The organism is Pseudomonas sp. H3_C08, from assembly GCF_054669455.1.
Genome location: NZ_CP162803.1, coordinates 4,474,826 through 4,496,339, shown reverse-complemented (window position 1 = coordinate 4,496,339; position 21,514 = coordinate 4,474,826). Strand labels below are relative to the sequence as shown.

Here is a 21,514-nt window from a genome sequence, read left to right as displayed (position 1 = left end):
GTTATGGCCCGTGGGGTTAACAAAGTCATATTGGTCGGCACTTGCGGCCAGGATCCCGAAGTTCGCTACCTGCCTAACGGTAACGCCGTGACCAACCTGAGTCTGGCCACCAGCGAACAATGGACCGACAAGCAAACCGGTCAGAAGGTCGAGAAGACCGAGTGGCACCGTGTTTCGATGTTCGGCAAGGTTGCGGAAATCGCCGGCGAATACCTGCGTAAAGGTTCGCAGGTCTACATCGAAGGCAAGCTGCAGACCCGCGAGTGGGAAAAAGACGGTATCAAGCGTTACACCACTGAAATCGTGGTCGACATGCAAGGCACCATGCAACTGCTCGGCGGCCGTCCACAACAGGGCGACCAACAAGGCGGTGGCAACAACTACCAGCAGTCGGCTCCGGCTCCACGCCAGCAGGCTCCGCGTCCGCAGCAGTCGGCTCCACAGCAGCGTTCGGCCCCGGCTCCTCAGCAGGCCGCACCGCAACCTGCTCCGGATTTCGATAGCTTTGATGACGATATTCCGTTTTGATTTTTCCCTGAGCCGACATCTGGTTTAGGTTCAAAGCCCCCGCATTGCGGGGGCTTTGTCGTTTTGGCGAAACATAAAACCAATCTTCGCGTCTCCACGTGAGTCGGTAAAGTTTGCCGAAGGCTCTTGAACGCCATCGCAAGCCATTCCATGATCGGCGCCGGCGGCTGGAGTACCGGCCGATCTTCTCCAGAACAGTTTGCGCGACGATCAGTGCCTGTTCATTCACAAAAACAAGAGAAACCGATGAGCAGCACTAAAAACAAGGAAATTGAGTTTCTGCGAGGGGTGGCCATTCTCATGACCATCTTTGCCCATCTCCCTCAGTTGCTGCCGTTCTTCGGTCTGTACCTGTTGAAGGTGTTCAATGTGTATGCGCCATGGACCGGCGTTGATCTGTTCTTCTGTATCTCCGGTTTCGTCGTCAGCAAGGCCTATCTCGATTACTTCGATAAGAACCGCGAGCAGAACCGCTTTGGCCTTGCGGCAACGTCTTTCTGGATCCGGCGGGCTTACCGTCTGTTGCCGACAGCCTGGCTGTGGGTGTTGATACCGCTGGCGTTCTCGATCTTTTTCAACCAGTCGAATGCGTTCCAGTCCTGGTATGAAAACTTGCGCAGTTTCACCGCGGTGGCGACGTTTTCCGGCAACCTGGCGAATCAGTACGGTGTGTTGCTGGGGCCGAACTCCGTGTATTGGAGCCTGGCGCTGGAGGAGCAGTTCTACTTCATCTTTCCGTTGTTTCTGTTGCTGGTGACGTCGACCCGCTGGCGCGTGCTGATTCTGATTTTGCTGATTGCGGCGCAATTTCCGTTCAATCGCGATACTTTCGCAGCCCCTCCCGCGCCGATGCTTTTCTCGTTCCGCCTGGACGCGATGATGTGGGGGATTCTGCTTTGCCTGTTTACCCGCACCTCGTTATACAAGGATATTGAGCCTGTCGGGCTTGGCGGCAGCAGGTTCAAGCGTTTGGCCGTCACGTTGTTCCTTTTGTACATGATGGGCGCCATCGCCGGTCAGATGATCATGGCGCCGATTGCCGTCGGTCTGATCGCGATCACGGCGTTGATCATTGTCTGGCTCGCCAGTTATCAGAAGGGCTACATCTACTGCCCGGCGCTGCTCAATGGTCTTTTCCAGTGGCTCGGTTCGCGCTCTTACGCGTTATACGTGGTGCACATCTTTGCCTACCATCTGAGCACCGAGATCTGGACGCGCGTTGCCGCCAGCAGAGACATGGAGCTGGGGGCTGCCTTCACGGTTGAGCTGCTGCTGACCTCGCTGGTGATCATGGTCGTATGCAGTGAACTCAATTTCCGCTTTGTCGAAACGCCGTTGCGGCGCCGTGGCGCAGAGATTGCCCGGCGCAGAATGGCCGGCGTTAGCGCGACCGAAACGGCCAGAGAAAAACCATCTGTGGAAAAGCCTGCCCGCTCGGTGGATATTGCCTGACCCGGCACAGCAACGAAAAAAACCGCAGCGCGCAAACGCTGCGGGGTTTTTTAGTGTCGGGCAGACCTCTGCCGCGCAAGTCAGTCGAGGATCAGGTGTGGCAGAAACCGGCTCGAATCCTTGGTGATCAAACTGTTGTCTTCCCGCACCCCAATCCCTGCGGCCTGATCGCCAACTACCCACGAACCGATCAGCGTGTAGCTGTCGCCAAACTTCGGCAACGGCGCAAACTCCTGCAGGATAAATGGCGCATCCGTGTAGGGCCCGTCCTCTTTGACGATCAGACCGTCAGCCGTTTGCAACTCAATGTTCGCCCCTTCGCGGGAAAAGTACGGCTTGCGTACCCAGCCTTTCGGCACTGCATTGGTCGGGTTCGGATCGAGATGCGCCGCCAGAAGATTCGGATGCCCTTTGTGCAGTTCCCACAGTAATGGCAGTGCACCCTTGTTCGACAGAATCGCCTTCCACGCCGGTTCGAAAAACTGCGTATCGCACTCGGCAATCGCCGCGCCGAAGGGCTCGTGGAAGATGAACTCCCAGGCATGCAGTTTGAACAGGTGCGGGATCCAGCGATCTTCCAGGTCGACGAAGCGCCCTTCAGCCGTCAAACCGATGTCTTCGATATCGATGTGCCGCGACTCGATGCCGACTTTCTCGGCGATCAGCCGCAGATAATCCGTTGTGCCCTTGTCCTCGACCGAGTTTTTCATCGAGGCAAAGTAGAACGGCCGCTTCAGTTGTAATTCGGCGAAGGCCTGATGCAGATGGGTGTCGATGCTGTTGAACTGGTCGGCATGACGCGGCAGCGTGCCGCGCTCGATGCATTGTTCCAGCCAGCCCCACTGGAACGCCGCCGCTTCATAAAGACTGGTCGGCGTGTCGTAGTTGAGCTCCAGCAGCTTCGCCGGGCCGTTGCCGCTGTAGGAAAAGTCCATGCGTCCATACAGATGCTGATGACCTTCCCGCCAGGACGTGCGGATCATGTCGTAGTACGCCGCCGGGATGCTCAGGCGATCCAGCAACTCTTCGCTGCTAACCACACGGTCGACCAGATCCATGCACATCTCGTGCAGTTCGGTGGTCGGGTCCTCAAGATCGTTTTCGATTTGCGCAAGCGTGAACTGGTAGTACGCGCTTTCGTCCCAGTACGGCTCATCGTCGATGGTGTGAAACATGAAACCGAGGCTCTCGGCGGTCTGTTTCCAGTCGGGGCGCTCGGCGCAGAGGATCTTCTTCATCGTCAGCTGCTCGAACGACCAGAACCAGAACTGCTGCCCCAACCACCCCAGCCGCTACGGGCACTGGATTGGCTGCCGAAGCCGCCGCGTGAGGTCGAAGAAGCCACGTTGACCGGTTTGCTTTTGCTGCTTTCGTAATCCGTTTGGCTGCGCGTCGTGGTTTCGGCTCTGCGGTACTGCGTCGAGGTGTTGTACGGCTGGCGCGTTTCGCGATCGCGGTAAACCGTGCGTTCGGCGTTGTTGCTCATCGCGTTGCCGATCAGCCAGCCGGTCAGCCAACCGTTGCCACCGCCACTGGAGGTGTGCGAAGTGTTTTGCACACTCTGCACAGCCGCCGCATCACCCGCAGGCATTTGCGCGCCGGCGATGGCGTCAAGATTCTGCGCCGGCTCACCGTCTTTCGGCACTTTGAAGCCGCCGAGTCTCGGCACGAAGCGGCCGTCAGAATTCTTCTGGCACCAGTCAGCGGCAAAGTCCGCGTCGCACTTGGCCTTGTTGTCGTACGCCGGGGCAATGCGCCGATGTTCGGTCAGGGCGGCGACGTAAGCGTTGGAGCAGACATCGGCGGCCACTTCGGCGTCGACGCACTGTTCCACATTCTGGAAACTTCGTGGTTGATCTGCGGCTGTCGCCTGGCCGGAAATGGCCATCGCCACCGAGGCGGCGAGGGACAACTGAACGTATTTGCTGCGTTTCATCTAAGGCTTCCTGCCGATCAGTTGGACGGTGTCATGCACGCGGCGTTGAGCATGCCGACGCTGATCGCGACCGCAGCGACATAGATACCCGAAGCCACTTCGCCGTTGGCGATGCGCTGGGATGTGCCTTTGAGAACCAGGCCCGTGGCGAGGAATGCCAGCAGTTGCACCACCGCGGCAATCACCGCCCAGAGCACGAAGTCGAGGACGTTGACCGAAAACGCAATCACGTTACTGGCCGGAATCGCGAAGCCGATGATCGCGCCGGACAGGGCGATGGCGGCGGCAACGTTGCCGGAGCGGATCAGCTCGAACTCTTTGTGCGGCGTGATGCGGGTATAGACAAATTGAAACAGCATGAACAGCAGCACGGCGCCGATGAGGTAGACGACGAAACCGACCAGCGCGGTTTTGTTCAGGGAAACGGCCAGCACTTCCAGCATGAAAAACTTCCTTTTTTAAATGGTGCTCAGATCTGTCGTATACAGCGAGATGCCGAGCGAGGTGCTCAGGCTGACGGTGCCTTCTTCGTCCTGTTCGACGGAGAACAGCAGCAGTTCGCGGCGATCGGTCAGGCCGGTCTCGCGCGCATAAAGCATGGAGTGGTGTTCGATGGTGTAGCTTTCGTCCGGATTGACCACTTGTTCGGTCATCGGTACGAGTTCGGTCTGGCCTTGTTCGGTGCCCCACTCGCGGGTGTATTCGACACCGTCGTGGCTGTAGGCGGGCAGACCGATCGAGCTGTTGGGGCCGGCCAGGCGTTGCAGTTCGGCGTCACTGTTGACGGTCACGTAACTGAGGTAGTTGAACAGGGTGACCGATTCGATCTGGTCGTCACCGGTGACGTGGATCTGCAGCCAGAAATCCTCGTCGTTCATGTAATAGCGGTGCAGTTTGTTGGACTGGCCGAGGTCGACCCAGCCATGGCTCCAGATCGCCTGATCGAAGGGCACCCGCACCGTGGTCGAGCCATCGAGCAGCAGCGCCAGGGTTGTATCGAACCTGACGGCCTTGCCTTGCGCCATGCCGAGTGGGCCACTGGCAACGGTCGGTGTTGGCGCAGCGGTCTGCCAGTTGCTGGTGCCCAGCAAGTCTTTAAACCATCCCATGGGTACGTTCCTTGAAGCGGGTGGAGGTGTTCGTCGGCGAAAAAAGCGTGGCTAGTGTACCGGGCTGAGCGATCAACGACACGCCACAAACCATGTGGGAGCGAGCCTGCTCGCGAAAGCGTCATGTCAGCTGACTCATATGCCGACTGATACTCCGTCTTCGCGAGCAGGCTCGCTCCCACAGGTTTTGTGCAAATGCTTACTGCGAGGACTTTTGCTTCAGACGCTCAAGAATCGCATTGGCGCTGCCTTCGTTCGGCGTGATGCCGGCGTCGCGCAGTTTGCGTTCCAGGTCGTTGCCGGTCGAGGCGTCAGCCAGTTCGTCCGCCGCGCTCAGCTCGGCAGCACGTTGCTGCTGCTTGGCCTGCAGACGGTTCAACGTACCGACGGCGGTTTCCAGTTTGCCATTGGCGCCGCCGCTGGCGATGGAAGCACTTACCTGGGCTTTCTGCACGCTTTCGCGGGCCTTGGCCATGTCCACTTGCTGGCGCAGGCTCTTGATCCGCGACTCGGCCTTGCTGATGTCTTTGCGCATGTTTTCGGCGTAAGTGCCGAATTCGTCGCTCTGCTTTTTCTCAACATCCAGCTCGTTGGTCAGGGTCGAAATCGCTTCGGCCACTTCCAGCGCCAGGTCTTCACGGCCGGCGTTCAGCGCCGAGACGGCTTTGGCTTCCAGATCCTTGATCTTGGCGTCGTACTCGCTTACGCGGTCGGCGGCCAGTTTGTGTTTAGCCATGATGGTGACCAGTTCGCGACGGGCGTTCGACAGCGCGCTGTCGGCATCGCGGATTTCCTGATCGAGGATGCGCAGGGCCTGTTGGTCCGCGATCGCTTCGCCGACTTCATTGGCGCCGCCGCGCAGCGCGGTGAACAACTTGCTCCAGATGGACTGAGTCATTGGATATTCCCTGTTGATTACTTGAAGAAGTGTTCGAAGGCTTCGCTCGCGCGCTGCACGTTGTCGACCAGGGTTTTCACCTCGGTAACAACGTTGGTCAGGCTCGAGTCGGCGCTGAGGGCGCCAAACATGTTGTAAACGGTCTGCCCGTTCGGCATCGACTCGATACCGATCGACGACAGCGGGAACATTTCCCGGCTGCGCAGCACGGCATCGTTGAAGGCGCGCACGTCGCTGATCGAGTCGATATCCACCAGCACGGTGTCGACGATGATCTGCTGGCCGGCCAGGGCGATGTGAATCGGCAGACCGCCGAATTCGTTCATTTCCAGCTTGATGCTGGGTTCGGAGCTCTGGATCAACGACAGCGTGATTTCTTGCGAAGCCACCTCGTCGAGGGCCTTGAGGGCGTTGAAGAGGCTATCGATGGTCCAGTTGTTGCCTGCGCTCATGTAATTCTCCGACATGAAAGAGCCAGCCAGAATCGGTTGGCGTAGCTGTTGCTCCATTTGCTTGAGCAAGCTTCGGTTTTCGGGAAGCACCCAAGTTTCGTGTTTCACATAACCTGCTGCGGCCAGGCCTGCGCGCATCTGCTTCATATAGAAACTCGAAGGTTTTTTCGCAGACGGTTTCGCGCGCTCCCCCTTGGGACTCTCTGATTTCGCGGTGGGGGAACGGCTTTTCATGGCAATGGCTCGGTTATGGACATCTCACGCGTGAGCCACACTACAACCAATTCAAAGTGCCATCAATGGCTCACGCGTGAGATTTTTATGACAGACGAAAAAAGGCCCGCTACGAGGCGGGCACAGGTTTTTCGCAGAATGACTCAATGTTTGGCAGCGAGGTATTCGTCAGTAGATACCACGCTGGCGTAGGCGAAACCGAGCGCCGACATGAACGCGGCATGGACGTGTGCCGCCGGCACCGTCAGACCATTGAACGCCAGGTCACGGCTGGCGCAGGCGTCATGAATCACCGTGACGGCGTAACCCAGATCCGCCGCCGCGCGGGTAATGCCGTCAATGCACATGTGGCTCATGCTGCCGACCACCACCAGCTCCTTGATGCCTTGTTCGTCGAGGATCGCTTGCAATTCGGTTTCGCGGAACGAGTTGACGAAGTGCTTGAGTACCACCGGTTCATCGGCGCGATTGAGCACTTTCGGGTGTAGCTTGGCGCCGTCCGAGCCCGGGGTGAAAAACGGCGCGTCCGCTGAGGTGAACTCGTGGCGGATGTGGATGACCGGATTGCCGGCCTCGCGGAAGGCGGCGATCAGCCGGGCGGCGTTGTCGGCGGCGGCATCAGCACCGGCCAGCGGCCACTTGCCTTGGGGGAAGTAGTCGTTCTGGATATCGACTACGATGAGCGCTTGCTTGGCCATGGGTGTGTCCTCGATGGATTGGCTGGAAGTGGCTGCAGTATTGGCGCTGATCAGCGATTCGGGGATTGGCCGCACCGACAATAGACAGGGGAAAACTGACAATGGGCGCAGAAAGTGCCGCCATCGCTGAATTGGGTGTGCTGATCTATCCTGGCGCGCAAATGGCGGCGGTGCATGGTCTGACCGATCTGTTTGCGGTGGCCAACCGGATTGCCGCCGAACATCAGGCCGCGCAGTTGCCGGTGCTGCGGGTCAGTCACTGGCAGGTCGAAGGTGATCAGCCGCCAACGCGCACTTACGCCAGTCATGCGGGTGACGACAGCGCTTTGCTGGCGGTACTGATTCCGCCATCGATCGGCGGGTTCTCGGCGGCGCAAGCGCCGGCCAGCCTGATGCAATGGTTACGGGATCAACATGCCCACGGTGCGACGCTGGGCGGGGTTTGCGTAGGCTCGGTGATGTTGGCTGAAAGCGGTCTGCTCGACGGCCGCAGCGCCACCACCCATTGGACCTCGGCCAAGGCCTTCGCCGAGCGTTACCCGAAGATCAAGCTCAAGGCTGATACCCCGATTGTCGACGACGGCGACTTGATCACCACGGCCGGATTGATGGCTTGGTCGGAACTGGGATTACGCCTGGTCGACAGGTTGCTCGGGCCGAGCATTGCCACCGGCACCGCGCGATTTCTGGTGATAGAGCACAGTGACAGCGCCAGTGAGTGCGGCAGTAATTTCGCGCCGATTCTCGGGCATGGCGATGCGGCGATTCTCAAGGTTCAGCATTGGCTGCAAAGCACCGGCGCGACGGATGTTTCCTTGGCGGCGATGGCGGAGCGGGCGGGGTTGGAAGAACGTACCTTTCTGCGCCGGTTCCGCGCGGCAACCGGTTTGAAACCGACCGAGTACTGCCAGCATCTGCGGGTGGGCAAGGCACGGGAAATGCTCGAATTCAGTAATGGCACGATTGATCACATTGCGTGGACGGTGGGTTATCAGGATCCGGGGGCGTTTCGCGCGATCTTCAAGAAGATTACCGGGCTGGCGCCGAGTGATTACCGGACGCGGTTTGGTGTGTCCCCAAACCCGAAGCCGACGAATATCTAATGTGGGAGCGAGCATGCTCGCGAAAGCGGTGGATCTGCGAAACTGTTGTTCGCTGGCACTACGCCTTCGCGAGCAGGCTCGCTCCCACATTGAATTCCACCGGGCCATAGATCGTGCAATTTGCCGGGGATCGGCGCGCGGTCGTGCAGATTGAAACAGGCGCGGTGCCAGTACGATTCTGGCAAGTTTCTGATTAGGCTAGGATTTTTGTGATGCAGCCGTTGGCCTGATCTCTGCACCTCTCACCGCCACAGTCATCGAACCGATGGAAGGGGGACGCATGACCCCGACACCCAGCAGGAAAATCGTGGTTGCCCATTCGGTGCGCCCTGACGCGCCGCAGCACGAAGTGCAAACCAATAAAGCCTTGGCGCGCTGGCTGGCGCAGATTCTCGGATGCAAATTCGGCGGCAGTTACGATCCGGACAAACATCGCGGTCGTGAGCTGTATCTACTGCCGACGCAAACCATTGTCGGCACGGCCAGCGCTCAGCAACTCGGCATCAAAGGTCCGGAAGATCTGTGGGGCGGTTTCGTCGAGCACGACTTCATCTGCACCAAAGCCATCAGCCACGGCCTGCGCAGTCATCTGGCCCACGCGCCGCAGGGCTGGTCGCCATTGTTTTCCGAGCGCGTGCGCAACGTGGTGCTCGACGGCCTCAGCGTGTTTGCCCTGGAAGATGCACGACCCGCCGCCGAACATCTGCTGTACAGCGGCCCGATACGCATGAAGCCGGTTCACGCCTGCGCCGGTCGAGGCCAGGAAGTGATCAAGAGCCTTGATGCCTTCGACGAAATCCTGTCCCGACCCGACATTGCAAAGCAGTTCAGCGAAGGCGTGGTGCTGGAGCAGGACTTGAGCGACGTTGTCACCCACAGCGTCGGTCAGTCGTTCATCGGCGATAAAGTGCTGAGTTACTGCGGTGATCAATACTTGACCAAGGATGCTCACGGCGAAGACGTCTACGGTGGCTCGGACTTGCTGGTGGTGCAGGGTGGTTACGAGGAACTGCTGGCGCTGGAGTTGCCTGACGATGTGCGCCTGGCCATCGAGCAGGCGCAGGTCTTCGACAGTGCGGCGGATGAAGCCTATCCGCGCTTCTATGCCTCGCGGCGCAATTACGACATCGCCCAAGGCCTGGACAGCAACGGTAAATCCCGCAGCGGTGTGCTCGAACAATCGTGGCGCATGGGCGGTGCCAGCAGTGCTGAAGTTGCCGCGTTGCAAAGCTTCGTCAACGATCCGGGGATGCGCGCGATCCGTGTGTCTTCGGTAGAAACCTACATCGATCAGCCGTTGCCGGCGGATGCCATCGAGGTTTATCGCGGCCTGGCTGAGAACAGCGAATTTCTCCTCAAATACGTAACGGTCAAATCCTATGACGGCTAGAAGCGAAAGCATTCAAATCGACATTGATGATGAACAGATGAGCGGGACCTTTCTCAGTCCCAAATCGAAAGTGCCTGGCGTGTTGTTTGTCCACGGTTGGGGCGGTAGTCAGGAGCGTGATCTGGAGCGGGCCAAAGGCATCGCCGGTCTCGGGTGTGTGTGCCTGACGTTCGACTTGCGCGGACATACCGGCGGTACCGGGATCCCGCTGACCCGCGTGACTCGCGAAGATAACCTGCGTGATTTGCTCGCGGCGTACGATCGTCTGCTCGCGCATCCGGCGCTCGACACTTCGGCTATCGCCGTAGTCGGCACCAGTTATGGTGGGTATCTGGCGGCCATCCTTACCTCATTGCGCCCGGTACGCTGGCTGGCACTGCGCGTACCGGCGCTGTATCGCGATGAGCAATGGCACACACCCAAGCGCGATCTGGACAAGGCGGATTTACGTGATTATCGAAGCACGCTGGTGCGCGCGGACACTAACCGCGCGCTGCATGCCTGTTCACAATTCACCGGGGATGTGTTGCTGGTGGAGTCGGAAACCGATGATTACGTGCCCCATGCGGCGATCATGAGTTACCGCGCGGCGTGCCAGCAGACCCATTCACTGACGCACAGGATTATCGATGGCGCCGATCATGCGTTGAGCGAACCGGTGTCGCAGCAGGCGTACACCTCGATTCTGGTGGACTGGATTACCGAGATGGTTGTGGGCGAACGGTTGAGCATTATTCAATCAGCATGATTTTTTAGTGTTCTTTCGAACGCTATCGCGAGCAGGCTCACTCCTACATTTTGGAATGCGTTCACTTGTAGGAGTGAGCCTGCTCGCGATAGCGATTTCGAATTCAAAAACTAACTCAAGAGGGGTTTTTCTCGATCCGAAGCGCCTTGGCCTTGGCCTCAACCACCAGATACATCACCACCGTAATCAACAACGGCAACAGAAAATAAATCGCCCGATAAGCCAGTAAACCCGCCACCAGACTGCCGCGCGAAGCCTCGTGTTGCAGCAGCGCCACAAACACCGCCTCCAGCACCCCAAGCCCCGCCGGAATGTGGGTGATGACCCCGGCAATCGCGCTGATCAGCAACACACCCAGCACCAACGGATAATCCAGTTTGCTCGGCAGCAACGTGAAGATCACCGCCGCCATCAGCGACCAGTTCAGCGCGCCCAGCAGCAATTGCAACACCGCCATGCGCAAGGAGGGCAGATTGATTTCCACCCCGCGAATCGACCACTCGCGGCGCTTGGAAAACTGGCACGCCGCGAGATAGCCGGCGCTGATCAGTAATAACAAAACACCAATGCCTTGCAACGCATCACTACTGACTTTCCAGCCCGGCGGCATGCGCACCAGTCCACTGCTGAACACCACGCCGGCAATGGTCATGTAGCCAAACCAGTTTGTCGCCAGGCTCAGCCCGAGAATCTTGGCGATGTTGCCTTTGCTCACGCCCAGTCGCGAATACAGGCGATAACGCATGGCAATGCCGCCGACCCAGGCACTGAGATTGAGGTTGAACGCATAGCTGATGATCCCCACCGGCAGGATCTGTTTCCAGGTCAGGTCCTGACGAATGTAGGTGCGGCCGATCAGGTCAAAACTGGCGTAGACCAGAAAACTCAGCAGGGTCAGGCCGGCGGCGATGATCAGCGTGCGCAGCTTGAAGTCGGCAAGGGTTTGCAGCACTTCGGCCCATTCGATACGCGTGGCGAACAGCGTCAGCAAGACGATCAGTGCGAGGAAAAACAGCAGGCTCAACGGGCGTTTCCAGCGACTCCATTTCGAGTGCGTCGCTGGTGCCGAATGACCGCTCGAATGCGCTTCGGAATAGCTCATGGCGTGTTTCCTCGAAATGGCTTGAGCCGTGGTTTGTGCGCCGGCAGCCAACCGGCCATCGCCGGAAAATGCCGCAAGAAATGGAACACCAGAAAACCCACGGTCATGTGCCAGATCCGACCACGCGGGGACTTGCTCGGGTCCATGGCTTTGCAGTGGTTCTGGCTGAGGTCTTCAAGACGCTCGAACAGATGCTGATTGAACGCGCGGTCGCGGATCAGCACGTTGGCTTCCAGGTTCAGCGACAGACTCAGCGGATCGAGATTGCTCGAGCCGACGGTGCTCCATTCTTCATCGACCAGCGCGACTTTGCCGTGCAGCGGGCGCTGGCAATATTCGTGGATCTGCACCCCGGCCTTGAGCAAGTAGTCGTAGGTCATGCGCGCCGCCAGTTTGGCCACCAGCATGTCCGGTTGCCCCTGCAGAATCAGGCGCACCTCGACTCCACGGCGTGCCGCATTGCGGATTTCCCGCAACAGGCGATAACCGGGGAAGAAGTAGGCGTTGGCGATCACGACCCGGCGTTTGGCGCGCCGCAGCACCTGCAGATACACGTCTTCGATGTCGGAGTTGTGCTGGTCGTTATCGCGGAATACCAGGCGTACTTGACCGTCGTGATCGTTGAACGCCATTTCCGCGCGGCGCTGGCGCCGGCGTTGCCACCAGAAGCGTGCGCGTCCGGGGCGACCGCTTTGCAGCAGGGCAAAGTGGTGGATGTCAGCGACCACCGGCCCCTGGACTTCCACCGAGTAATCCTGCTTGGCTTCGGGGCCAAAATCGGCCAGGTGATCGCCGGAAAAGTTGATCCCGCCAATAAACGCGACCAGGCCGTCGACCACCACGATCTTGCGGTGCAAGCGGCGGAACCAGTTGGTGCGGATGCCCAGGCGTTTCGGTGCCGGATCGAAGATTTGCAGGTGCACGCCGGCTTCGCTCAGTGCGGTGAGATAACCGGTGCTCAACTCGCCGCAACCGAAGCCGTCGAAGCTCACGGTGGTGCGCACGCCTCGTCGCGCGGCGTCGATCAGAATCTCCTGCAACTCGGCACCGACCTTGTCTTCGAAAACGATAAACGTCTCAAGGAGGATTTCACTCTTCGCCGCGCGCATCGCGTCGAACACTCGCGGGAAATACTCCTCGCCGTTCTCCAGCAACTCAACGCGATTGTTGCCCTGCCAGCTGTACTCGACATCAACATGGCCGGGCTCGCGTATCGGCGGGTTGATGGCGATCGGTTCCACGGCGGATTTCTCCAGCGGCGCACTGCTCATAGTTCGATCTCTACCGATAAAGGAACGTGGTCGGAAAGGTGCGACCAGGGCCGGTTCGCCAGGACTTTCGGCTGGCTGGCCTTGAGGTTGCGCACGTAAATACGGTCGAGCCGCAGTGTCGGCAGGCGCGCGGGAAAGCTGCGCGCCGGTTTGCCCTGGTGCTCGGCGAATACTTCGCGCAGGCCGCAGGGTTTGAGCTGCGCATCGGCGCGCTGGCGCCAGTCGTTGAAATCGCCAGCGACGATCACTGGTGCGTCGTCGGGCAACTCCGCCAAGCGTTGCATGAGCAAGTCCAGCTGGGCGTTGCGATGACTCTCGCGCAGGCCCAGATGCACGCAGATCGCATGCACTTCGGTGCCGTCACCGGGCAGGCGCAGCACGCAATGCAGCAGGCCACGGTTCTCATGGCCGCTGATCGATACGTCGAGGTTGTCGTGGCGAATGATCTGGAATTTCGACAGCAGCGCGTTGCCGTGATCGCCCTCCGGGTACACCGCGTTGCGCCCATAGGCGAACTGCGGCCAGAGGCTGTCGGCGAGGAATTCGTATTGCGGCATCGTCGGCCAATTGTTGTAGCGCTTGGGGTGCTGTTCGTGGGTGCCATGGACTTCCTGCAGAAACACCACGTCGGCGGCGACGCTGCGCACCGCTTCGCGCAACTCCGGCAGGATGAAACGCCGGTTGAGGGCGGTGAAACCCTTGTGGGTATTGACCGTCAGCACGGTGAACGTGCGTACCGATGGCGCGACTACCGAGCCTTCGTCTGTAAAACCGACCGGTTCCGGAATGCTCATGCCAACACTCCTTCGCCAGCGGGTTCGCCGGGGGTGGTGGCGAGGTCTTTATCCAGTTCGAAACGGTGCAGCAACTCGCGAGCGTCATACGGTGCGCGGACTTTGATGTCGTTATCGAAATAGCAGAATACCTCTCGGGATTTGCGTGCGCGTGGCTTCAAGCGTGGCGCGATCAGATGAGCATCTTTGGGTTGCTCGCCGTGGTGCCATGCGTCGATGCGCTCGGCCCAGCGCTTGAGTGCCGGTGCGGTGTAGCCACTGGCATAAAGTTCTTCGGCGCCGTGCAGGCGCAGGTAGACAAAGTCGCTGGTGAGGTCTTCGCGGTACGGCCATTTATCGGCAGTGTCGGCGATCACCAGTGCGGTGTTGTGGCGTTTCAACAAGCGCACAAAGTCGGGATCAAGGAAGCTATCGTTGCGGATTTCCACGGCATGGCGCAGTGGCTTTTTGCGCCAGGCTTTCATGCTGGCGTGGCCATGCAGGTGGGAGTCGTGTTGATGGGCGAGGGTTGCGGCGGCTTCGGTATCGTGGGGCAGGAGCGCGAGGAAATGTTCAAAGCGCTCAGGCTCGAATTTGAAGTTCGGCGGGAACTGCCAAAGGATCGGTCCGAGCTTTTCCTTGAGCTCCAGCACCCCCGAGGCGAAGAAATTGGCCAGAGGCTTTTCGATCTCGCGCAAGCGGCGGATGTGGGTGATGAAGCGCGGCGCCTTGACGCTGAAAACGAAGTCGTCCGGCGTTTCGGCGTACCACTGCGAATAGCGTTCTGGCCGTTGCAGGGCGTAGAACGATCCATTGATTTCGATGCTGTTGACCGCCCGCGAAGCGAACTGCAATTCGCGTTTCTGCGACAGTCCCTTGGGGTAGAAGTCCCCGCGCCACGGTGCGTAGCGCCAGCCGGAAATACCGATGTGGATCGTTGCCATGCCGCCCTCCGTCGAAAGTCCCCGTGTTGCCGGTATCTTTTGATGACTGCGGGCGGTTCGGGAAAGTTTCGATGGCGTTACGGACGGTCACGTCTTGAGGCGAAGATTAAAAGCGTTCCCCCTCACCCCAACCCTCTCCCCCAGAGGGGGCGAGGGGGAAAGGGAGCAGATCTTCAGGGTTTTCAGGGTTTGAGTTCGACTCCGGACACTCAGGTCGATGTACTTCTCGCAGACAACTCGGTCAGTTCCCTCTCCCTATGGGCGGTCCGACGTTTCGGGAGGGCTAGGGTGAGGGCGCTCTTGAACTTGCCGTACAAATATCGATCAGTTCCTTACAGGTTCAGCCACGGGAGATCGGAGTTTTGATCAAGTTCAGGATCGCCATTGTGCTGGGAGCACTGCTGTTTCTCGGCGCCAGTGAAATCGACGCCGCTGCATTGCCGGGTGTGCCGGCCGCCGCCGAAGAAGCGGCCAAACCCGAGCCGATAGTGCAGGGCGGTCTGCTCGGTGCGATCAGTTCGAGCATCGATGATGTGCAGGACAAACTCGATCTCAACGAACACCTGGTCGACGCCTGGCGCCTGCGCGCCGATCGCGCCGCCGATGAAGTCGACAAACTGGTCAACCAACCCTCGAACCGCTCGGGCTGGAGCGTCGCCGGGGACTTCCTCACGCTGTCGGGCGTCTGGCTTGGCAGTTTCGCGTTGTTGACCGTGCTCGGCAGTTTGATGGCCAAGCGTCTGCGTGAGGGGCGCTGGTTGCGCACCCGCCAGCGCAGTCAGGATCTGATTGGTTACTTGCTGCCGTACACCGTGCCGGCGCTGATCTGCCTGCCGCTGACGCTGTACGTCAGCCATTTTCTGCAAGCATCGGTCGGCCGTGCGCTGGCGCTGTGTCTGGCCTACGCCACCAGCAGCGGCATCTTTTCCACCTCGATGTTGTTGTGCGTGGTGGTGATGTTCAACGTCGGCCATAAACGTCCGGCGGCGCGGATCATCCGCAATTACTGTCCTCGACCACTGTTTCTGATCGGTTTCCTCGCCGCCCTCAGCGATGCGCTGACCAGTCCGCAGATTGCCCGACAACTGGGCGGCAATATCACCAGCAGCGTCGCGGTGTTCACCGGGCTGATCGCCTCGATCATTTTTGGTTTGCTGGTGATTCGCCTGCGCCGCCCGGTGGCGCATTTGATCCGCAATCGTTCGCTGAGCCAACGCCTGAAACAACCGTCGTTGCAGGAGTCGCTGCGGATTTTCTCGGGGCTGTGGTACTGGCCAATCGTGCTGATGGTGCTGGTCTCGGCAGTGAATCTGATCGGCATCGGCGAGGACAATCAGAAAGCTCTGCGTTGCGCGTTGTTCACCACGGTTTTGTTAATCGGCACGGTATTCCTCAGCACGATCCTGCAGCACTTGTTCAAGTCACGAAAAGCCGAAGCGATCCAGCGCAGCAGCGCCTACAAGGAACGTTTTCTCAGCCTCTTGCATGCCTTGCTGCGGATCGTCATCGCTATCGCCTTCATCGATATTCTCGGGCGGATCTGGGGCGTTTCGTTGCTCGATTTCGCTCAGAGCAGCACGGTTGGACGAGCCATCAGTAACGCGCTGAGCAGCATTGGCCTGATCTTCCTGGTCACGTGGTTGCTGTGGGTGGTACTCGACACGGCGATTCAGGAAGCACTGAAACCGCCGCTCAGCAAACGCGCGGCGCGCCAGCCGAGTACGCGAGTGAAAACCATCCTGCCGCTGCTGCGCAACGCGATCAAAATCATCCTCGTGGTGATCTGCGCAATCACCACTATGGCCAATCTGGGGATCAACGTTGCACCACTGCTGGCCGGTGCCGGAGTGGTCGGTCTGGCCATCGGTTTCGGTTCGCAGCAACTGGTGCAGGACGTGATCACCGGGCTGTTCATCATCATTGAAGACACCCTGTCGATTGGCGATTGGGTGGTGCTCGATTCGGGCCATGCCGGCACCGTCGAAGGGCTGACCATTCGCACCCTGCGTCTGCGTGACGGCAAGGGCTTTGTGCACTCGGTGCCGTTTGGTCAGATCAAAGCAGTGACCAACCAATCGCGGCAGTTTGCCTTTGCGTTTTTCTCGGTGCAGTTCACCTACGACACGGACGTGGATAAGGCCATCGAGTTGATCCGCGAGACCGGCGATTCGATCCGTGAAGACCCGTTCCTCAAGTACAACCTGCAAGGGCCGCTGGATGTGTTTGGTGTCGACAAGATGGATTTGAACGGCGTGGTGCTGACGGCGCAGTTCCGCACGGTATCCGGTGGGCAGTATGCGGTGAGCCGGGCGTTCAATCAGCGTTTGAAGAAGCTTGTGGATAACAGCCCGGTGGTGCATTTCGCGCAGACTTATCCACAGCAGGTTTTGTTGCCGAAGCGGCAGCAGGAAGGGGCGGTGGTGGTGAGCGAGGTGCCGCAGGAATCGCGGACTTAACGGGTGGATTTTTGGTGGGAATGCCAGCGCTATCGCGAGCAGGCTCACTCCTACAGGGGAACGCATTCCAAATGTAGGAGTGAGCCTGCTCGCGATGGCGCCAGACCCGCCAACCTCAATGCCGGATCAGCTTGCCGCGCACCTGCTCCATGCCGATCTGATCCAGCTCCAGCCAAAACTGCTGCTTTCCGGCAATCTCCGCCGCCGCTGGAATCCCATCCCGATAGACCAACCGATTACTCACCAGCGCCGGCACTTTCGTCCCCGGCAACAACGTCCCGGCCAGGTTCAATGGATCGACCCCGCACACCGCGACCAGACTGCCGTCATGCGGTCGCCGACGCACTTCGCGCAACAATGGAATCGCCTCGGGCAAGGCAAACTGTTCCCCCGCCAAACCACTGACAAATCGTCCACCGCGAATCTCGCCCCGTGCTTCCAGCCGATGAAACGTGCGCAGCAATTCGCGCCAGCTCGGCAACCAGTCCGCCTCACGCTCCAGCAAGCGCCAGAACACCACGCCATAACGGCGCAACAATGTCATCGCGACATGTTCCAGGGTTTCGCTGTTATCCACAGCCGTTCCGCGCCGCAGCAACGCCCAGCGCCCGGCATCATCCATTCCACCGACGAACGCCCCGCGCCCGCGACGACTGCTGCGCTGCTGGCGTTTGCTCGGCGGGGTGATCAAGGCGCGCAGGCCGGCGAAGCTGTCGGCGTTCACCAGACCGGCGCCAACCAGCTCCTGCAAGGCGATTTCCAGCTCGGTGCGCAGCAGGTGCGCTTCATGAATCAGCTCATCGAAAAACAACGCGCCGTGTTGACTCAAGGCTTCAAAGACCTTCTGGGTTTTTGGCGACAGTTCGTTCACCGGCGTCTGTTCGGCCAGCGCACTCCACAAACCGACCTGACTACGTGGCAGCAGCACGATCGGCGTGCTGCGCAACGCCGTGCCGCTGACTTTCTGCCGGGCACTGAGGCGCGTCCACACCAGTTTGCCGTTGCGGCACAAATCATCCAGCCAGCTCGGTGAGTAGTCTTTGAGGCGGGCCGGAAGAATGTCGCTGTCCCACGCCGAAGCGGCCGCCGCGTAGCCTTCGAACTGGCCGACAATCGCGGGCAACACGGCGCTGCCCTGACCGCGAGTTGCGGGCGACAGATGCTGCCAGTCGAACAGAAACCGCATGAAATCCTGCAGCGCGACCGGTTCGATTTCCCGGCGCAGGCGCTTGACCGTGTAGCGATGAATGCGCGCGAGCAGATGCCGTTCGCACCATTCCTCAATGTTGACCTTGGGCGTGAACTGGCCGCGTAGCACGTAACCTTCGCGCTCCAGTTGGGCAAGGGCTTGATGGACTTCAGTGGCCTGCAACGCGAGCGGTTCGGCAATCGCGGATAACGGCAGCGGTCCGAAGGCACCGAGGCGCGCGCGAATCACTTCGATCAGCGCTTCATCGAACGTCCACGCCTCATCGAATCTCGGCAACGCCTTCAGTTCGGCTTGCAATTTGGCCTGTGGATAAAGCGCTTGCAGACACGTCAGGCGTTCGCGGGCCAGCCACAAGCCATGCTCGGCATCGATCTGTAGACGGCAGGCGCGACCACTGCTGGCCAGATTTTCCAGCCATGCACGCCAGCCTTCGTTCGTTTGCACTTCCTCATCGCTGATGCACGCCAGGCTCATCAGCGCCTCATGCATTTCATCCACAGCGTTCGGTGTCGGCCAGGCTTCTTCACGCACGGCGGCAATCGCGTCCGCATCCAGAGCACCGAGGTCATCGGTCGATTGTGGATCGCTCCAGCGCCGATTGATTACCGCCTGGGTACGACGTTCTTCCAGCGGTGCATCGTCGAGAAAGGTGTACGGCCGCGCGCTGAGAATTTCTGCCGCGAGCGGCGAGGGCGCCGGCAAGTCGCGGCTGATCAAGCGCACGTCGCCACGCTCCATGCGCCGCAGCAGATTGAGCCAGCCTTCGCTGTCCATCGCTTCATGCAGGCAATCGTCGAGGGTTTGCTCGATCAGTGGATGCTCGGGAATTTCCCGTTCGCCGGCGAGGTTTTCCAGACAGGCGATTTGGTCGGGAAATACGCTGGCGATCAGGTCTTCGCTTTTCATCCGCTGCAACTGCGGCGCAACTTTGCGCCCGCCGGTAAAGCGCGGCAATGCCAGTGCCACCCCTGCATTCCAGCGCCAGCGCACGCCGAACAGCGGCGCATCGAGTACGGCTTGAATCAGGATGTGCTCGGCGCTGTTGCTGTGCAGGTAACGCCAGACGTCATCGAGTTCGAAGCTGTGGCTGGTGGACAGCGACAGGACGATCGCGTCTTCGCTGGCGGCGGCCTGCAATTCGAAGTTGAAGGTGCGGCAGAATCGCTTGCGCAGGGCCAGGCCCCAGGCGCGGTTGATGCGGCTGCCGAACGGCGAATGGATGATCAGTTGGGTGCCGCCGGACTCGTCGAAAAAGCGCTCCATCAGCAGCGTGTCTTGCGAGGGCAGGGCGCCGAGGGTTTGGCGGGCGCGGGCCAGGTATTCGACCAATTGTTCGGCGCTGGCGCGGTTGAGGCCGAGGGTCTGTGTCAGCCAGTCGAGTGCCGGTTGCAGATTGCCGGGGCTGGCGCTGAGCAGTTCATCGAGTTGTGCTTGCAGACGTGCGACAGCCGATGACAATTCATCGCTGCGTCCCGGCGCTTCGCCGAGCCAGAACGGAATGGTCGGCGGCTGGCCGTGGGCATCCTCGACGCGGACCTTGCCGGTTTCCACGCGCAGGATGCGATAGGAGGTGTTGCCGAGCTGGAACACGTCGCCGGCAATACTTTCCACCGCGAAGTCTTCGTTGACGCTGCCGATGTTCAGGCCATGCGGCTCGAGCATGACGCTGTAGTCGGCGTTATCGGGAATGGTGCCGCCGCTGGTCACGGCGGTCAGTTGTGAACCGCGACGGCCACGCAAGGTGCGGCTGACGGCGTCGCGGTGCAGGTAGGCGCTGCGGATGCCCTGGCGACCGTTGTAACCTTCAGCGAGCATGCTCAGCAGGGCTTGATAGTGTTTTTCGTCGAGGTCGCGGTAGGGCGAGGCGCGGCGGAACATCGCCAGCAAGGCGTCCTCCGGCCATTCCTGACAACTGACTTCGGCGATGATCTGCTGCGCCAAAACATCCAGCGGCGCGACCGGGATGTGCAGGGTGTCGAGTTCGCCTCGGCGCACGCAGTCGAGCAGGGCGGTGCATTCGATCAAGTCGTCGCGGGTGGTGGCGAACAAACGGCCCTTGGGTGTGCCGCCCACCTGGTGCCCGGAGCGGCCAACACGTTGCAGAAAACCGGCGATAGAGCGCGGTGAGGCAATCTGGCAGACCAGATCGACTTCGCCGATATCGATGCCCAGTTCCAGCGAGGCGGTGGCGATCAACACCTCTAGCTCGCCGCGTTTGAGCCGTTGTTCGGCGTCGAGGCGAAACTCCTTGGCCAGGCTGCCGTGGTGCGCGGCTACGGCGTGTTTGCCCAGGCGTTCGCTGAGGTGCCGGCTCAGGCGTTCGGCCAGGCGCCGGGTGTTGACGAAAATCAGCGTGGTGCGGTGCTCGCGAGCGAGTTCGGCGAGGCGGTCGTAAACCAATTCCCAGACATCGTTGGCCATCACTGCCGACAACGGCACGGGCGGCACTTCGATGCCCAGATCCCGTGGCCGCGCATGGCCGATGTCGATGATTTCGCAGGGGCGCTCATGGCCGACGAGAAATTGCGCCACGGCTTCGACCGGTTTCTGCGTGGCCGAAAGGCCGATGCGGGTCAGCGGTTCGCCGCACAGCGCCTGCAGTCGCTCAAGACTGAGGGCCAGATGACTGCCGCGTTTGCCTGCGGCTATCGCGTGGATTTCATCGATGATCACCGTGCGCGTGGTGCCGAGCATTTTTCGTCCCGATTCCGAACCGAGCAGCACGTAGAGCGATTCCGGGGTGGTCACCAGAATGTGCGGCGCGTTCTTGCGCATGGCCGCGCGTTCTTTTTGCGGGGTGTCGCCAGTGCGCACGGCGGTGGTGATTGCCAGCCCAGGCAGATTCATCTGCCGCAGGTGTTCGGTGATCCCCGCCAATGGGTTTTGCAGGTTGATGCGAATGTCGTTGGAAAGCGCCTTCAGTGGCGAGACGTAGACCACCAGGGTTTCGTCGGGCAGGCCGTCGGGATCTTCAAGGCCTCGGTGGACGAGGTCGTCGAGCACGGCCAGAAACGCAGTGAGGGTTTTGCCGGAGCCGGTGGGCGCAGCGATCAGCGTCGAACGGCGCTGGCGGATCAACGGCCATGCGCGGGCCTGGGCGGCGGTGACCGTCGCGAATGTGTTGCTGAACCAGGCGCTGACGGCGGGGTGAAAGCCTGCCAGGGCCGCGTCCGTGGGGATGGGCAGATTCATGGCTTAAGTTATGCGGGC

The 21,514-nt window shown here is 60.1% G+C and carries 18 protein-coding genes; 6 read left to right on the top strand and 12 right to left on the bottom strand.

Translation table 11 applies throughout. From position 1 onward, the window contains the following. Positions 1–3: 3 nt before the first annotated feature. Both AB4N74_RS20540 and AB4N74_RS20535 read left to right on the top strand, forming a co-directional pair. On the top strand, positions 4–528 hold the full coding sequence (locus AB4N74_RS20540) for a single-stranded DNA-binding protein (RefSeq protein WP_008081898.1): 525 nt from the start codon (positions 4–6) through the stop codon (positions 526–528). A 150-nt stretch (positions 529–678) separates the two neighbouring features. Next, a complete protein-coding gene (locus AB4N74_RS20535) occupies positions 679–1,980 on the top strand; it encodes an acyltransferase family protein (protein WP_257356314.1) in 1,302 nt (433 codons plus the stop codon). Between the two features lie 80 nt (positions 1,981–2,060). On the opposite strand, the gene AB4N74_RS20530 is transcribed toward AB4N74_RS20535, so the two are convergent. The 7 genes from AB4N74_RS20530 to AB4N74_RS20500 form a co-directional block, all read right to left on the bottom strand. Then, positions 2,061–3,218 (bottom strand): glutathionylspermidine synthase family protein, encoded by a 1,158-nt coding sequence (locus tag AB4N74_RS20530; protein WP_460097070.1) that lies wholly within the window; start codon positions 3,216–3,218, stop codon positions 2,061–2,063. Between the two features lie 2 nt (positions 3,219–3,220). Beyond that, positions 3,221–3,916: a DUF1190 domain-containing protein gene (locus AB4N74_RS20525; RefSeq protein WP_099757306.1), complete on the bottom strand. Its 696-nt coding sequence runs from the start codon at positions 3,914–3,916 to the stop codon at positions 3,221–3,223. A 17-nt stretch (positions 3,917–3,933) separates the two neighbouring features. Then, positions 3,934–4,359 (bottom strand): DUF350 domain-containing protein, encoded by a 426-nt coding sequence (locus AB4N74_RS20520; RefSeq protein WP_007917221.1) that lies wholly within the window; start codon positions 4,357–4,359, stop codon positions 3,934–3,936. A gap of 15 nt (positions 4,360–4,374) precedes the next feature. Next, positions 4,375–5,025 (bottom strand): DUF2491 family protein, encoded by a 651-nt coding sequence (locus AB4N74_RS20515; protein ID WP_093434420.1) that lies wholly within the window; start codon positions 5,023–5,025, stop codon positions 4,375–4,377. A gap of 199 nt (positions 5,026–5,224) precedes the next feature. Then, positions 5,225–5,923 (bottom strand): PspA/IM30 family protein, encoded by a 699-nt coding sequence (locus AB4N74_RS20510; protein ID WP_016983574.1) that lies wholly within the window; start codon positions 5,921–5,923, stop codon positions 5,225–5,227. Between the two features lie 17 nt (positions 5,924–5,940). Beyond that, positions 5,941–6,609: a YjfI family protein gene (locus tag AB4N74_RS20505; protein ID WP_093434422.1), complete on the bottom strand. Its 669-nt coding sequence runs from the start codon at positions 6,607–6,609 to the stop codon at positions 5,941–5,943. Between the two features lie 143 nt (positions 6,610–6,752). Then, on the bottom strand, positions 6,753–7,307 hold the full coding sequence (locus AB4N74_RS20500) for a cysteine hydrolase family protein (RefSeq protein WP_093434425.1): 555 nt from the start codon (positions 7,305–7,307) through the stop codon (positions 6,753–6,755). Between the two features lie 101 nt (positions 7,308–7,408). Here AB4N74_RS20500 and AB4N74_RS20495 point away from each other — a divergent pair, with 101 nt between their 5' ends. The 3 genes from AB4N74_RS20495 (at position 7,409) to AB4N74_RS20485 (ending at position 10,548) form a co-directional block, all read left to right on the top strand. Then, positions 7,409–8,410 (top strand): GlxA family transcriptional regulator, encoded by a 1,002-nt coding sequence (locus tag AB4N74_RS20495; protein WP_093434428.1) that lies wholly within the window; start codon positions 7,409–7,411, stop codon positions 8,408–8,410. Between the two features lie 280 nt (positions 8,411–8,690). Beyond that, complete coding sequence (locus AB4N74_RS20490) at positions 8,691–9,800, top strand: DUF3182 family protein (protein WP_460097068.1); 1,110 nt, start codon at positions 8,691–8,693, stop codon at positions 9,798–9,800. Beyond that, complete coding sequence (locus tag AB4N74_RS20485) at positions 9,790–10,548, top strand: alpha/beta hydrolase family protein (protein ID WP_093434434.1); 759 nt, start codon at positions 9,790–9,792, stop codon at positions 10,546–10,548. Before AB4N74_RS20490 ends, AB4N74_RS20485 begins: the two co-directional genes overlap by 11 nt. A gap of 115 nt (positions 10,549–10,663) precedes the next feature. Here AB4N74_RS20485 and AB4N74_RS20480 read toward each other — a convergent pair whose 3' ends face one another. Genes AB4N74_RS20480 through AB4N74_RS20465 form a run of 4 tightly spaced genes read right to left on the bottom strand, consistent with a single transcriptional unit; the run spans position 10,664 to position 14,638 of the window. Beyond that, the gene (locus AB4N74_RS20480) at positions 10,664–11,650 is read right to left on the bottom strand and encodes a lysylphosphatidylglycerol synthase domain-containing protein (RefSeq protein WP_460097066.1); all 987 of its coding nucleotides are present in this window, start codon (positions 11,648–11,650) and stop codon (positions 10,664–10,666) included. After that, a complete protein-coding gene (gene clsB / locus AB4N74_RS20475; protein WP_460097064.1) occupies positions 11,647–12,921 on the bottom strand; it encodes a cardiolipin synthase ClsB in 1,275 nt (424 codons plus the stop codon). Before clsB ends, AB4N74_RS20480 begins: the two co-directional genes overlap by 4 nt. Next, the gene (locus tag AB4N74_RS20470; RefSeq protein ID WP_093434443.1) at positions 12,918–13,715 is read right to left on the bottom strand and encodes an endonuclease/exonuclease/phosphatase family protein; all 798 of its coding nucleotides are present in this window, start codon (positions 13,713–13,715) and stop codon (positions 12,918–12,920) included. Before AB4N74_RS20470 ends, clsB begins: the two co-directional genes overlap by 4 nt. Beyond that, on the bottom strand, positions 13,712–14,638 hold the full coding sequence (locus AB4N74_RS20465; protein WP_460097063.1) for a DUF72 domain-containing protein: 927 nt from the start codon (positions 14,636–14,638) through the stop codon (positions 13,712–13,714). The genes AB4N74_RS20470 and AB4N74_RS20465 overlap by 4 nt, the downstream gene beginning before the upstream one ends. Before the next feature lie 362 nt (positions 14,639–15,000). On the opposite strand from AB4N74_RS20465, the gene AB4N74_RS20460 reads away from it, so the two are divergent. After that, positions 15,001–17,094, top strand: coding sequence for a mechanosensitive ion channel family protein (locus AB4N74_RS20460; RefSeq protein ID WP_460097061.1), 2,094 nt, complete (start codon positions 15,001–15,003; stop codon positions 17,092–17,094). 115 nt (positions 17,095–17,209) lie between these two features. On the opposite strand, the gene AB4N74_RS20455 is transcribed toward AB4N74_RS20460, so the two are convergent. Beyond that, positions 17,210–21,496: a DEAD/DEAH box helicase gene (locus AB4N74_RS20455; protein WP_257356301.1), complete on the bottom strand. Its 4,287-nt coding sequence runs from the start codon at positions 21,494–21,496 to the stop codon at positions 17,210–17,212. Positions 21,497–21,514 lie beyond the last annotated feature (18 nt).